Source organism: Vibrio sp. V19_P1S1T109 (assembly GCF_002241375.1).
GTDB lineage: Bacteria > Pseudomonadota > Gammaproteobacteria > Enterobacterales > Vibrionaceae > Vibrio > Vibrio anguillarum.
This window is the reverse complement of sequence record NZ_NDIM01000043.1, coordinates 1-13,485: the sequence shown is the minus strand read 5'-3', so window position 1 is coordinate 13,485 and position 13,485 is coordinate 1. Positions and strand designations below refer to the sequence as shown.

The window sequence follows — 13,485 nt, the reverse complement described above, 5'->3', positions numbered from 1 at the left end:
GTTTTAATCAATCGTTTTTGAATCAGAGCAAAAATTACTCAATGCTTACTCGACAATCGCCATGATGTCGTTTTCAGACATAATGAGCACTTCTTTACCGTCGATCTTTTCCGTTTTAGTACCGTAGCTTTCTGCAAAAATAACCGTATCACCTACTTTGACATCCAGCGGTTGTACCGAACCATTTTCAAGGATTCGGCCTTTGCCTACTGCTAAGATGACGCCGCGAGTCGATTTCTCTGCAGCGGAACCTGTTAGAACAATGCCACCAGCAGATTTAGATTCAACTTCTTGGCGTTCAACGATAACTCGGTCGTGTAATGGACGAATGTTCATCGGTCGTCTCTCCTGATTAGATTTTCCGTTAGGTTTATGAAAAGGCTGATTACTCAGCTCGTGAGTGATATGTGGGGGAGCAAGCAAGGGATCCCAAGGGGGGAAAGCGAAAATTTTGTGATCTATTTAACGAATTGATAGCGAATCTTGGTTCTGTGCTGACAAAAGTTACTAGCGGCTCATCCTGTATAGTCAATAATTTGCTTTATTAAGCTGCTTCTTCATAATAGATAAGGCAAACAGAGGAATGCGATGAAAACCATTGACCGAATACTTCAAACCATCAAACGCGATGGAGCGGTAACCGCTAAACGACTGGCCGACGACCTAGGTATTACCACCATGGGGGCTCGCCAGCACCTACAAAGTTTGGAAGATGATGGCATTGTGGCGTTTCATGATGTCAAAGTAAAAGTCGGACGCCCTACTCGACACTGGTCTTTGACACAACAAGGCCACGACCAATTTGCTGATCGGCATGGCGAGTTAATCATCCAAGTGATTGATGCTGTTGAGCACCTTTTTGGTAAAGAAGGACTAGCCAAAGTGGCGGCAGAGCGTGAAGCTCACACATTAGCACAGTATCAACAAGCATTAATTGATTGCCACAGTTTAGAAGAAAAACTAGCTAAGCTAGTGACGCTTCGTGAGCAAGAAGGCTATATGGCAGAGCTCATACCATCAACGAACGGTTACACTTTAATTGAGAACCATTGCCCTATCTGTAAAGCTGCGGCACGCTGCCCTAATCTGTGCCAATCTGAACTTAATATTTTCCAAACGTTGATCGGTGAGCAATATGTAGTTGAGCGGAGCGAACACATCATTATGGGTGAGCGTCGCTGCCGTTATCAAATCACACCACGCTAAGATCGTCTCATTAGTAAGAAATGGCGATTTCGTTCCAACTCCTACCTCATTGATCGGTTATGCTTTCATTGTGTTGATAAAATAATCAACAGAGAAATAGTGTAAAGGAGAAAGATATGGAGCCCCCTCAAAAACAGGCCTTACCTTCTTTTGATGAGTTGGTTGAACTTGCCAAACATAATCCAGATGCCTTTACGCAACTGAAAAAAGATATCTGTGAAGAGATGATCCTCTCCTCTTCCAACAACATGCAAGACAGGTTATGGGCTCAGCAAAGTCACATTGACTTGGTGGTGAGCCAATGCAAAAACCCTGTCCATGCTAATGTTATGCTGATGCGTGAGCTCGGCGAACAGATGATGAAATTTAGAAATGCCTTAGATGGCGAATCGGCGCGCACTCAACCGAGCGCGACCATCATTCCATTTGTGCCGCGCCACAGCGACTGGCGTTAACCTCGCTATTTGAAGCTTTTTAAAACAACAGGAGGCATTGGCCTCCTGTTGTTTCATCAATTTTTTTCTATCAAGTTTACTCTGGTTCAGGTCCGTAGCAGTTGCGGCTTTGCGTTCCCTTCATAAAACCACATTCGACGAAAATCCATGAGCCACAAACCAGTGCGACCAGCGATACCAATGACTCTGTCATACTAGCTTGAGTGGCAATCTCGGCACTGGCAAAAGGCATACTCATACGGCCTATCACCAAAGGGACATTAAGCAATAACCACCAAGCAGACTTATCTCTGTCATGCCAACGTTTTACCGTGATGGCCAAATCAGGCAGTAACACCACTAGCAAAAACAGCGGCAAGATCAGGTGCGTATAGGCAGGAAATATTTGGTTTGCAGCGAGTGCGAAGCCCATAATGGACGCGTAATAACAGAGATTCCACATCCAAAATACTTTGCGCCCGATGCGTCCTTGAAATGAAAATAGCAGTTCTTTAATCGACATCTTGTTACCTAAAATGGTTAATTTACAACCTTTTGGAAGCAATCTTTATCCATATCACGCACATTCACGGTCAGACTCCTGACTTGACTAGCTTGCTGTTGCAATACCGCCATTAATTGACGTGACAACTCTCTTTTTTGTTCAGGTGTTCGCCCTGACAGTAAATCAAAGCTGAGGTGAATAAAATCAACACTGTCGCCCTCCTCACCAATGCACCAATGGTGGCAGCGTAGCGCCCGTGATTTCACTGAGTCAGCGTCAAATAATCCGCAACGAAGTGCGACTTGGTGAAGATCTTCCAATAACCCTTGAACATTCACACGTTCATCCACAGAGTTCGAGTATTCCATAACAAGGTTGGGCATACGAATTCCTTTTCTTCATTCATGATCAAATTTCAACACTAGTGAGCCTTATTGGTATCACTAGCTTTTCTTTTAACAGCCACTAAGCAATTAATCTCGTAAAATCCGAGCCATTATCGACTATTCTGTCTATCTGATCACTGATAAGGGGTGTCACACATTGCCTAAGATCCCATAAAGTCATGACTCGAATCATGATCTGACCGATTTTATCTGTTATATTCTTTCGCAATCACGTTTATTTTTGACATTCATTCATTTTAACTTTGATAGATAATGGAGATATTCCTATGCGTCATCCTGTAGTTATGGGTAACTGGAAACTAAACGGCAGCAAAGAGATGGTTGTTGAGCTGCTAAATGGTCTGAATGCAGAGCTTGAAGGCGTAACGGGTGTTGACGTAGCCGTTGCTCCACCAGCACTTTTTATTGACCTAGCAGAGCGCACTCTGACCGATGCGGGTAGCGCGATCATTCTGGGTGCCCAAAACAGCGACGTACACAACAGTGGCGCATTCACTGGCGATATGTCTCCAGCAATGCTGAAAGAATTCGGTGCAACACACATCATCATTGGTCACTCTGAGCGTCGTGAATACCACAACGAATCCGATGAATTTGTGGCGCAAAAATTTGCATTCCTAAAAGAAAATGGCCTAACACCAGTACTTTGTATCGGTGAATCTGAAGCACAAAACGAAGCTGGCGAAACAGTAGCCGTATGTGCACGTCAACTTGACGCTGTGATCAACACTCAAGGTGTTGAAGCGCTAGAAGGTGCGATCATCGCTTACGAACCAATCTGGGCGATCGGCACAGGTAAAGCAGCAACAGCAGATGATGCTCAACGTATTCACGCTGCCATTCGCGCGCACATTGCTGCAAAATCAGAAGCAGTCGCGAAGAATGTCGTTATCCAATACGGCGGTTCTGTAAAACCTGAAAATGCAGCAGCTTACTTCGCACAACCAGACATTGATGGTGCTCTAGTTGGCGGCGCAGCACTTGATGCGAAAAGCTTTGCAGCTATCGCAAAAGCAGCAGCTGAAGCGAAAAAAGCGTAATCATTCACACTAATTATCGTTAAGAAGGTCAGCATTTGCTGGCCTTTTTTGTTTCTTCACTCGCGTCACACTTCCCATCCCAGCAGCTATAGTCGCGATCGCCAGAATCAAGTATCCTAACGTTTTGCTTAACCTACGTTGCCAGTAATGCACGATAAACACGGCCTATTAACCGCCCCAATTCCAAATGTGCTCAGTCAAATGACGATCCCAATGATTTTTGGTTTGATCGCGATTTTGATGTTTAACTTGGTCGACACCTTTTTTATCTCACTGCTGGGCACCGAATCTCTTGCCGCCATCAGTTTTACCTTTCCCGTCACCTTTGCGGTTAACTGCATCACCATGGGAATTGGTATTGGACTTTCGACGAGTATTGGCCGCTTACTCGGTCAAGGTGACGCTAAAAATGCAGCGCGTTTTTCCAGTCACGGCGTGTTACTGGCTGTGGTGCTGGTGACATTTGCTTCAATTCTGGGTTTACTGACCATTAAGCCACTCTTCCTACTGCTTGGTGCCACTGACGATTTAATCCCTTTGATTGAGCAATACATGCAGGTTTGGTATTTGACCATTCCTTTGCTCGTTATTCCTATGGCTGGTAACAGCGCAATTCGAGCCACGGGTGACACCAAAACACCGGCTAAAATTATGATGCTCGCAGGTTGTATTAACGGTCTGCTCGATCCGCTGCTGATTTTTGGTTATGGCCCTTTCCCTGAATTAGGAATCCAAGGTGCTGCTATTGCCAGTGCATTCAGTTGGTTAGGCGCACTGTGCGGATCGCTATATGTCTTAATCAAAAGAGAAAAATTATTGGCATGGCCGTATTTCCCTACTTTATGGCATGATTGGCAGCAGATCTTAAAAGTGGGCACACCAGCGGCACTCTCCAATGCAATGAATCCACTCTCTGGCGCGCTATTAATGATGATGCTGGCCAGTCATGGCACGGCTGCAGTAGCCGCTTACGGCGCCGCGCAGCGTATTGAGTCGATACTCATTTTGGTCTTGATGTCACTAACCTCAGCACTGACTCCCTTTATGGCACAAAACATCGGCGCAAAAAATATTGAGCGTAGCTTTGCTGGCCTGTTCCTAAGCATGCGTTTTTCTATCGTATTTCAATTGATGATTTTTGCGATGATGGTACCGCTGAGCATCCCTTTGTCAGCCCTATTTTCTCAAGAGCCCTCGGTGCGCGATCTATTGTGGCACTATTTGCTGGTGGTGCCACTGAGCTATGGCTTTCAAGGCATTGTGATGATGCTTGTCTCTGGATTGAATGCATTGCATCAACCCATGCGCGCCTTTCAGTGGAGCGTGATGCGGCTATTTGTATTCACTCTTCCTGCCGCGTGGTTAGGTTCGTATCTCTATGATGTCGAAGGGCTGTTTATCGGGATTGCCGCAGGCAATACCTTAGGTGGGCTGCTGGGTTATTACTACGCCCTGCGTCTAAAACGAACTTACCTGTTTCGCTAATGCTACCATTTATCTGGTTGAGCACGTCGTGGTGAACTAAATATAAAAAAGCCAGCATTCATGCTGGCTTTATCACTTAGAAGCATCGCCTTTCAGCGCGAGAAACTACTCTTCAATCTCGTCAAGGTCATCATCTAAGTCCATATCCACATTTAAAGGCTCAGGAGATAAAATAATACCCGTATTATCAGCGTACAAATAATCTTCAGGTAGGAAAGTGACGCCACCAAAATTGACAGGCACATCCACTTCACCGATACCTTGATTGGATGCTCCAACAGGAATAGAGGCGATCGCTTGAATGCCGATGCTCATCTCTTCGAGTTCATCCACTTCGCGGACACAACCGTAAACAACGATGCCTTCCCACTCATTTTCTTCAGCAAGAGCGGCCAATTCTGCATCAATCAGCGCACGGCGCAGTGAACCACCACCATCAATTAACAGCACCCGTCCTAGCCCATCTTGCTCTAATACTTCACGGATTAAGCCATTATCTTCAAAACATTTAATCGTCGTAAGCTGGCCAGCAAAGGATGCGCTTCCACCAAAGTTACTAAACATTGGCTCCACCACATCGACTTGGTCGAGATAAATATCACATAACGCAGAGGTGTTGTATTCCATAATGGTTCTTCTCTTGCCGAAAATTATCTTCACCGAGTATATAGGGTCATTAAGTCATTGCAATGACAAGCGACAATTAACTCGTCAGAGTTTGAGCTATAACAATTCCAACAAACAACAAGTTGGTGATCAGTGAACATTTGACGATAGCGGGCATCATAGGTGCTATCTGCGCAGGTTGATCACTCACCCACACCGCTTTACTGTGTTTTACCACTACCACAATGCTCAACAAAAAGGGCAAACTTATCCACGTTGGGCTGCTTTGCATCACTAAATACCAAGCAAAAGCGATCACCGCACCCGCCAATAGCATAAAGTGATATTGCTTGGCGCGCGTTTGCCCAAGACGTACGGCAACGGTTTTTTTTCCGCAAACTGCATCATTTTCAATATCACGCATATTGTTGACATTGAGCACAGCGACCGCCAATAAGCCACAGCCTAACGCGGGTAAGAACAGGCTCGGTTCCACATGGCCGGTATGCAAGAAATAGGTTCCAGACACCCCAAGTAAACCAAAGAAAATGAATACGGATAAATCACCTAAGCCGACATAGCCGTAGGGTTTGTTACCGACCGTGTAAGCAATCGCGGCCACAATGGCGAGCACGCCCAACCCGACAAAAGCCAGAATACTTTGCACGCTATCCAGTGCATAAAAAATCAACACCAAACCCGAGATAACCGTCAATGTGATGTTAATCAGCATCGCTTGCTTCATATCATCGAGCGTCACCGCACCGGATTGAATCGCTCTGATTGGCCCTAAGCGAGCCTCATTATCCGTACCCTTGACCGCATCACCATAATCATTTGCAAGGTTGGATAAGATTTGTAATAAAGTTGCGGTAAGCAGAGCAAGCAGCGCTACTGGCAACGAAAAATGGCCCGATGAGAAAGCTAACGCGCTGCCCGTTAAAATAGAAACTAGCGCGAGAGGGAGCGTTTTAGGCCTGGCCGCATCAAGCCAGATATGGAGCGAATTCTTCATGCAAGGTCACTGCCGTTCAAAAAAGGGGTCAGTATATACTGTTCTGCTGGCGAGTATAACACGGCAATAAAAAGCCCGTCACTTTGGACGGGCTACAAACAGTGTACTGGCCATTCGATCCGCTAAAGAATAAAGCGGCTCAAATCTTCATTCTCGACTAACTCACCTAGGCGCTGCTTGACATAGGCGGCATCGATAATCATTGAGGAGCCAGGTTTTTCTGTTGCATCAAATGAGATTTCATCCATCAAACGCTCCATCACGGTATGCAGGCGACGTGCGCCGATATTTTCCGTGGTTTCATTCACTTTCCACGCGGCTTCCGCAATTTGAGTGATGCCATCTTCAGTGAATTCAATGTGCACCTCTTCCGTCTTCATCAGCGCAATATACTGCTCGGTCAGAGAGGCTTTCGGCTCAGTCAAAATACGTTTAAAGTCATGGCTCGATAATGCTTCAAGTTCGACGCGAATCGGCAAGCGGCCTTGCAACTCGGGGATTAAATCAGAGGGCTTCGCCACTTGGAATGCACCCGACGTAATAAAGAGGATATGATCAGTTTTAACCATGCCGTGCTTAGTCGAGACGGTACTGCCCTCAATCAAAGGTAGCAAATCACGTTGTACCCCTTCACGCGACACATCTGGACCTGAGCTTTCGCCGCGTTTACAGATTTTGTCAATCTCATCGATGAAGACAATGCCGTTATTTTCAACATTAAAAATAGCTTGATCTTTCAGCTCTTCCTGATTGACCAATTTTGCCGCTTCTTCCTCAGTCAAAGCTTTGAAGGCCTCTTTGATTTTGAGTTTGCGTTTTTTCTTGGTATCCCCTGCAAGGTTCTGAAACAAACCTTGCAGCTGATTGGTCATCTCTTCCATGCCTGGAGGTGCCATAATTTCAACCCCCATTTGAGGGACAGCGACATTGATTTCAATCTCTTTGTCGTCGAGCTTTCCTTCACGCAACTTTTTACGGAAGATTTGGCGAGTGTTCGAGCTCTCTTCGCCCTTTTCATTCTCTCCCCAAGCATCACGAGCTGGCGGCAATAAAGCATCTAAAATACGCTCTTCTGCTTGCTCTTGCGCGCGAAATTGCACTTTTTCCATCGCTTGCTGGTGAGTCATTTTTACCGCGACATCGGTTAAATCGCGAATAATGGTTTCCACTTCTTTACCAACATAACCCACTTCGGTAAATTTGGTCGCTTCCACTTTAATAAATGGTGCGTTGGCAAGCTTGGCGAGACGACGAGCAATTTCCGTTTTTCCCACCCCAGTTGGACCAATCATCAAAATGTTTTTCGGCGTTACTTCGGCGCGCAAGCTCTCTTCGAGCTGCATGCGACGCCAGCGGTTACGCAGCGCAATCGCCACCGAACGTTTGGCTTTATCTTGACCAATAATATGGCGATTTAATTCGTGAACAATTTCACGTGGAGTCATTTCAGACATCAGATTTTCCTTAATTCTTTACCCTAACACTGTCTTTATTTTTCGGTGGTCACTGTTTGTTGCAGTAGCAATTCCGCCGGTATTTCTAGTTCTTCGATAGTGTGGAAATGGTTGGTAAACACGCAAATGTCGCCCGCAATTTTTAGTGCTTTTTCAGCGATTTCACGTGCATCTAAATCGGTATTTTCTAATAATGCGGTCGCCGCAGCTTGGGCAAAATTACCACCCGAACCGATAGCAATCAGGTCGTTTTCTGGTTGAACGACGTCACCATTGCCCGTAATAATGAGCGATGCAGTTTTATCAGCCACCGCTAAAATCGCTTCTAGCTTACGCAGTGCTCGGTCACTACGCCAATCTTTTGCCAGCTCAACCGCGGCCTTAGTCAGATGACCTTGATGCATTTGCAGCTTACTTTCAAAGCGCTCAAACAAGGTAAACGCATCGGCTGTGCCACCTGCAAACCCTGCCAAGACTTGATTATTGTACAGACGGCGAACCTTGCGCGCGTTGCCTTTCATTACGGTATTACCGAGCGATACTTGTCCGTCACCGGCGATGACAACTTTATTATTACGACGTACAGAGACGATGGTAGTCACGACAGGACCTCTTATTTGTTTTCACGATGGAGTTAGCAAATATATGAGGATGGTTGGGGAAGATTTCAAGTCACAAAAAACACTCACCGCGAATCGATTGGATGCGGTGAGTGATCGCTCTTATTGTGGTTCAGTCCAAATGGCGCACGGCTCAATTTTAGCGCGTTGTAATTTATGCTCGTCACGCTGCGCATCACGCTTATATTTGTATGGCCCTAATACCACGCGATACCAACTGCTGCCTTCCGTTTTTCGGATTTCACTTTTTAAACCCTGAAACGCGATATCAAGTTTACGGCTTTCAGCTTGTGCCGAAGTTTTGTACGCCCCACACTGCATAATGTAAGGGATTTCAGACACTTTCTGTTCTTTGGCTACCACTTCTACTTCACGTTTCGGCAAGCTATCCACGTAATCCCATTTTTCCTCTGGGGGCGGTGGGATCACTTTCTCTGGCTTAGGCTTTGCGACTGGTTTTGTAGGAACCACAACCGCTTGAGGCGGCTCAGGATCACGGCTGAGTAAGAACAGCCCATAACCAAAACCGGAAACGAGCAACAGTGCCAATAAGCCACTACGCCAAGGTTTACGACGTGGAGTTGTTTTTTTCGGGGTCGGCTTTTTCGGACTACGACCGCGCCTTACATAATCTTTATTAGCCACAGAGAATTCAAAAGTTGATGGTTTGTACCAATGTTAATGCAGTTTCCAACGACTTAATAGTGTTGAAAGAGTTGCAGCGCATCAAAAGTGCGCTGCATGTGGTTAGCTCAAGCGAGGAGGTGCTGCGCTTTCTCGAATCACTAACTTGGTTTCTAATAGTCGAGAACCTGCGCCAACCTCTTGACCGCGAAGAAGATCGAGCATCATGAGCATCGCTTGACGCCCTATCTCATAGCGCGGCTGTGAGATGGTCGTTAACGGTGGATCGCAGTAGAGCGCAAATTGAATATCATCAAATCCCACCACTGAAATATCTTGTGGAACGCGCAAACCCAATTTTTTGGCTTCCTTAATGACACCGATAGCCATACTGTCATTATGACTAAAAATGGCTGTGGGTGGCTCAGATAACGCCAATAATTGGCGCAGTGCTTTAGCCCCAGCTTCAAAAGTAAAATCACCATAAGTGCAATAATTAGGGTTCATGGTAATTCCTGCGCGGCGTAAAGCTTGTTGATAACCTTGATGGCGGAACTTACACAGCGTGGCCTCTGCTGGCCCCGATATTTGCGCGATGCGTTTGTGCCCGAGCTGTGTCAAATAGTTCACCGCTTCAAACGCTGAAGTGAGGTTATCAATATGTACCGTCGGCAACTCAAGTTCTGGCGCAAATTCACATGCCATGACCATAGGTGGCAGGTTTTTTTGCTCCGGCTTACTAACATCAAACGGCAAATCAGTTCCCAGCAACAACATGCCATCGGCCTGCTTAGTAAATACGAGGTTAACTAACGAACTTTCTCGCTTTTTCTGCTGACCACTATCACCCAACAGTACTAAATAACCATGTTCCATCGCCGCATCTTCGATACCACGAATGATCTCTGTGAAGTAAGGGTCACAAATATCAGGCACGATAGCGACAATGGTTTTAGATTCATTACGGCGTAAGTTGCGAGCGAGAGAATTTGGTGAGTAACCAGCTTCCAAAACAGCATCTTCGACACGCTTTCGCGTTGAAGATGATACTTTTTCAGGGTTCATCAACGCCCTAGATACTGTGGCGGTTGATACACCTGCAAGCTGGGCAACATCCTTCATTGTCGCCATAGAAATTAACCTCTTTAAAAGTTGTTACTGGGCTGAAATCACCCGTTGTTATGTTTATAAAATCCGGTTATCCATTTTGAACGCTGAGCTGTTATTCACAGCGGATATATGAGTGATAGTCTATTCATTTCCACCCAGAAAGTTACGGTCAGATTAACAAATTTTACATAATAAGCGTGAAGCCACTCACATTAGAGAGGATTAAATAGGCTGACAAAAATAACAGTAACCGTTTTAGCACTCGATTGCTTCAATACGTTACATCTCATTTCATCGAAAACGCTACTGAGGTTTAACTGAGATCTTGCGGTTCAATATCTAACGACCAGCGAATTTTCTTGGCTAATGGTAACAGTCCAATCGCAGGCTTAGCACTCATCAATAGTTTTTGCATTTTGGAGCGATGCTGAGTTTGCAGTAATAACTGCCAGCGATATTTGCCCGCTCTTTTCGCCAATGGGGCTGGGGTTGGCCCTAAGACTAAGCACGAATCATCAAATAACGGATGCGCTTCTAACGTATGCCTAATTTGGCGTAAAAACTCTTCCACCATCGAAGCTTGATTGGATTCCGCTTTAAACAGTGTGAGATAGGTGTAAGGCGGCAACATCGCTATTTTCCGCTCTTCTAACGCGGTTTCTGCAAAATGACGATAATCCTTTTGCAACAGTGCTTGCAGCAAACTGTGTTCCGGGTGATGCGTTTGTAAAATCACTTCGCCGGGTTTACTAGCGCGCCCTGCTCGACCTGCCACTTGAGTAAATAGCTGCGCCAAGCGTTCGGCGGCGCGAAAATCACTGCTGTATAGCGAACCATCCACATCCAATAACGCCACTAAAGTCACATCGGGGAAATGGTGCCCTTTAGCGAGCATCTGCGTGCCAATTAAAATCTGATACTCACCTTGGCGAATCGATGATAACGCACTTTCTAAACTGCCTTTACGACGCGTACTATCGCGATCAATACGCACCGTTTTATATTCGGGGAAAAGCTGCGCCAGTTGCGCTTCAAGTTGCTCGGTACCTACCCCAACCGTGACCAACTGAGTGGAACCACAACCTTGGCACTGATGAACCACCGGACGTTGCGAGCCACAATGGTGACAACGCATGTCACTGCTGTATTGGTGAAAGGTATAGTACGCATCGCAACGTTTGCACTCGGCAATCCAACCGCATTCATGGCACATCAGCGCGGGCGAGAAGCCGCGCCGATTGAGAAACAGCATCACTTGGTTACCTGCGCTGAGGTGTTTTCTCATCTCAGCAATCAGCGGCGCTGATAACCCACTCTCTAAAAACAGGCCTTTCACATCCAACACTTTGTTTTTAGTGGGAACCGCTACGCCCGCACGCTGAGTTAAGCTTAAGTGATGATATTTGCCGCTCAATGCATTATGCAACGTTTCTAATGCTGGAGTGGCAGAACCAAGCACAATCGGGATCTGCTCAAGGTTTGCACGCATTACCGCAACATCTCTTGCATGGTAGCGTAGGCTATCTTGCTGTTTATACGAAGCGTCGTGCTCTTCATCAACAATGATGATACCTAGGTCTGCAAAAGGCGTTAGCAGCGCTGAGCGAGTACCAATGATAATGCCCGCAATATTATCACGCGCCGCTAACCACGCGTTGAGGCGCTCGGTTTCATTGAGCCCCGAGTGGACCACGGCAACTGGCACATTAAATCGCTTACGAAAGCGGTTAATGGTTTGTGGTGTTAGACCAATCTCAGGCACCAGTACCAATGCCTGACGTCCTTTTTCTAAAACGGGCTTGATTAAGTTTAGATAAACTTCGGTTTTCCCTGAACCGGTGACCCCTTCAAGTAAATAGCATGCGAAATGGTGATGGCTATTAATTGAAGCAATCGCGATCGCTTGTTCTTGGTTGAGCTTGGGCTTTTCCACATCCGCTTCAACATTTTGCGGCCAAGCCGTCAGTGTCGGCCGTTTTTCCAGTGATTCTATCCAGCCTTTCTCTTGTAAGGTTTTGAGTACGCTGCTACCTACCTCTTCATCAATAAACAGTTGATGGGGCACAGCGCCAGACTCAAGCATCGTCATCACTTTGGCTTGCTTTACCGCTCGCCCAAATCCTTGCATGAGTTGATCGCGCCCACTGGGCGTCAGTTGCCACTCCACTAAGGTCGAAAAATCGGCCGCTTTCCCTTTGCGTAATGCGCCAGGCAATGCATTAAATAACGTGTCGCCTAATGGGTATTGATAAAATTGGCTACACCATAACAGCAATTGATAGAGTTTCTCTGGCCAGACTGGCTGGCTATCGAGCACCGCTTTTAGCGGCTTTAATTGATCGACTGAAAACTCAGACTCACTGACTATAGCGGTGACGATACCCACCAGAGTTTGCCGACCAAATGGCACCGACACTCGTCCACCAACAATCGGAAACAGATGACTTGGGATCTGATAATCAAACTGCTTATCCAATGGGACAGGTAAGGCAACGCGTGCAATGGTGGGGCGCATAATCGACCGTTCGTTCTACAAAAAATGTGAAAAGACAGTCTACTGGATGCGTCACCGAAATTCGAGCTTCGTCATTGGACAAAAATGTGGCGAAAATAGCGGCGAAATGGCTTGATCCACTGAAGAGGATTCATTAATATATCGCGCCTTGATGATATGGCTTCTTGCTTGATGTTAAGCAGTCAGCGGTATCAACATTTTTTATTAACTACGTGTGGTGTCCGGCTTCGATTCGGATAGCGACGCGGCCCAATTTGAGGTTATCCCATGAAAGCTGGTATCCATCCAGAGTACAAAGCAGTTAGCGCGACTTGTTCTTGCGGCAACTCTTTCGAGTTCAGCTCAACGCTAGGCAAAGATTCTATCCACCTAGACGTGTGTGACAAATGTCACCCATTCTACACTGGTAAGCAACGTATCGTTGATACTGGCGGCCGTGTAGATCGCTTCAACAAGCGTTTCGG

At 46.2% G+C, this 13,485-nt stretch carries 15 protein-coding genes; 5 read left to right on the top strand and 10 right to left on the bottom strand.

Features of this window, described 5'->3' with window-relative positions:
- Positions 1-45: 45 nt before the first annotated feature.
- The gene (locus tag B9J87_RS02285) at positions 46-336 is read right to left on the bottom strand and encodes a co-chaperone GroES (protein WP_010317634.1); all 291 of its coding nucleotides are present in this window, start codon (positions 334-336) and stop codon (positions 46-48) included.
- Between the two features lie 252 nt (positions 337-588).
- Between B9J87_RS02285 and B9J87_RS02280 the strand changes: the two genes are divergently transcribed.
- Both B9J87_RS02280 and B9J87_RS02275 read left to right on the top strand, forming a co-directional pair.
- Positions 589-1,206, top strand: a complete 618-nt coding sequence (locus B9J87_RS02280; RefSeq protein ID WP_017043200.1) for a helix-turn-helix transcriptional regulator — start codon at positions 589-591, stop codon at positions 1,204-1,206.
- Positions 1,207-1,322: 116 nt separating this feature from the next.
- Complete coding sequence (locus tag B9J87_RS02275; protein ID WP_013855858.1) at positions 1,323-1,661, top strand: DUF3135 domain-containing protein; 339 nt, start codon at positions 1,323-1,325, stop codon at positions 1,659-1,661.
- 76 nt (positions 1,662-1,737) lie between these two features.
- On the opposite strand, the gene B9J87_RS02270 is transcribed toward B9J87_RS02275, so the two are convergent.
- Together B9J87_RS02270 and B9J87_RS02265 are read right to left on the bottom strand one after the other, a co-directional pair.
- On the bottom strand, positions 1,738-2,163 hold the full coding sequence (locus tag B9J87_RS02270; protein WP_176429461.1) for a DUF805 domain-containing protein: 426 nt from the start codon (positions 2,161-2,163) through the stop codon (positions 1,738-1,740).
- 17 nt (positions 2,164-2,180) lie between these two features.
- Positions 2,181-2,528 (bottom strand): 5-carboxymethyl-2-hydroxymuconate Delta-isomerase, encoded by a 348-nt coding sequence (locus tag B9J87_RS02265; RefSeq protein WP_017043199.1) that lies wholly within the window; start codon positions 2,526-2,528, stop codon positions 2,181-2,183.
- Positions 2,529-2,818: 290 nt separating this feature from the next.
- On the opposite strand from B9J87_RS02265, the gene tpiA reads away from it, so the two are divergent.
- The gene (gene tpiA / locus B9J87_RS02260; RefSeq protein WP_026027419.1) at positions 2,819-3,592 is read left to right on the top strand and encodes a triose-phosphate isomerase; all 774 of its coding nucleotides are present in this window, start codon (positions 2,819-2,821) and stop codon (positions 3,590-3,592) included.
- Between the two features lie 147 nt (positions 3,593-3,739).
- Positions 3,740-5,077, top strand: a complete 1,338-nt coding sequence (locus tag B9J87_RS02255) for an MATE family efflux transporter (protein ID WP_088729194.1) — start codon at positions 3,740-3,742, stop codon at positions 5,075-5,077.
- Positions 5,078-5,182: 105 nt separating this feature from the next.
- Here the strand turns inward: B9J87_RS02255 and rraA are convergent, their stop codons facing one another.
- The 7 genes from rraA to priA all read right to left on the bottom strand — a co-directional run bounded on the left by rraA (position 5,183) and on the right by priA (position 13,021).
- A complete protein-coding gene (gene rraA, locus B9J87_RS02250; RefSeq protein ID WP_094149275.1) occupies positions 5,183-5,704 on the bottom strand; it encodes a ribonuclease E activity regulator RraA in 522 nt (173 codons plus the stop codon).
- Positions 5,705-5,780: 76 nt separating this feature from the next.
- A complete protein-coding gene (locus tag B9J87_RS02245) occupies positions 5,781-6,698 on the bottom strand; it encodes a 1,4-dihydroxy-2-naphthoate polyprenyltransferase (protein WP_017043197.1) in 918 nt (305 codons plus the stop codon).
- A 122-nt stretch (positions 6,699-6,820) separates the two neighbouring features.
- Positions 6,821-8,152: an HslU--HslV peptidase ATPase subunit gene (gene hslU / locus B9J87_RS02240; protein WP_013855851.1), complete on the bottom strand. Its 1,332-nt coding sequence runs from the start codon at positions 8,150-8,152 to the stop codon at positions 6,821-6,823.
- Positions 8,153-8,187: 35 nt separating this feature from the next.
- On the bottom strand, positions 8,188-8,754 hold the full coding sequence (gene hslV, locus B9J87_RS02235) for an ATP-dependent protease subunit HslV (protein ID WP_094149274.1): 567 nt from the start codon (positions 8,752-8,754) through the stop codon (positions 8,188-8,190).
- 120 nt (positions 8,755-8,874) lie between these two features.
- A complete protein-coding gene (locus B9J87_RS02230; protein ID WP_017043196.1) occupies positions 8,875-9,417 on the bottom strand; it encodes an SPOR domain-containing protein in 543 nt (180 codons plus the stop codon).
- 102 nt (positions 9,418-9,519) lie between these two features.
- Positions 9,520-10,527: a DNA-binding transcriptional regulator CytR gene (cytR, locus tag B9J87_RS02225; protein WP_017043195.1), complete on the bottom strand. Its 1,008-nt coding sequence runs from the start codon at positions 10,525-10,527 to the stop codon at positions 9,520-9,522.
- 292 nt (positions 10,528-10,819) lie between these two features.
- A complete protein-coding gene (priA, locus tag B9J87_RS02220) occupies positions 10,820-13,021 on the bottom strand; it encodes a primosomal protein N' (protein WP_013855848.1) in 2,202 nt (733 codons plus the stop codon).
- A 267-nt stretch (positions 13,022-13,288) separates the two neighbouring features.
- Between priA and rpmE the strand changes: the two genes are divergently transcribed.
- Positions 13,289-13,485 (top strand): 50S ribosomal protein L31 (gene rpmE / locus B9J87_RS02215; RefSeq protein ID WP_094149273.1); only part of this gene is annotated, 197 nt, incomplete at its 3' end.

Bases quoted from the DNA above. Each gene is read 5' to 3' on its own strand.
- B9J87_RS02285 (WP_010317634.1), bottom strand. From the start codon at position 336: ATGAACATTCGTCCATTACACGACCGAGTTATCGTTGAACGCCAAGAA.
- B9J87_RS02280 (WP_017043200.1), top strand. From the start codon at position 589: ATGAAAACCATTGACCGAATACTTCAAACCATCAAACGCGATGGAGCG.
- B9J87_RS02275 (WP_013855858.1), top strand. From the start codon at position 1,323: ATGGAGCCCCCTCAAAAACAGGCCTTACCTTCTTTTGATGAGTTGGTT.
- B9J87_RS02270 (WP_176429461.1), bottom strand. From the start codon at position 2,163: ATGTCGATTAAAGAACTGCTATTTTCATTTCAAGGACGCATCGGGCGC.
- B9J87_RS02265 (WP_017043199.1), bottom strand. From the start codon at position 2,528: ATGCCCAACCTTGTTATGGAATACTCGAACTCTGTGGATGAACGTGTG.
- tpiA (WP_026027419.1), top strand. From the start codon at position 2,819: ATGCGTCATCCTGTAGTTATGGGTAACTGGAAACTAAACGGCAGCAAA.
- B9J87_RS02255 (WP_088729194.1), top strand. From the start codon at position 3,740: ATGCACGATAAACACGGCCTATTAACCGCCCCAATTCCAAATGTGCTC.
- rraA (WP_094149275.1), bottom strand. From the start codon at position 5,704: ATGGAATACAACACCTCTGCGTTATGTGATATTTATCTCGACCAAGTC.
- B9J87_RS02245 (WP_017043197.1), bottom strand. From the start codon at position 6,698: ATGAAGAATTCGCTCCATATCTGGCTTGATGCGGCCAGGCCTAAAACG.
- hslU (WP_013855851.1), bottom strand. From the start codon at position 8,152: ATGTCTGAAATGACTCCACGTGAAATTGTTCACGAATTAAATCGCCAT.
- cytR (WP_017043195.1), bottom strand. From the start codon at position 10,527: ATGGCGACAATGAAGGATGTTGCCCAGCTTGCAGGTGTATCAACCGCC.
- priA (WP_013855848.1), bottom strand. From the start codon at position 13,021: ATGCGCCCCACCATTGCACGCGTTGCCTTACCTGTCCCATTGGATAAG.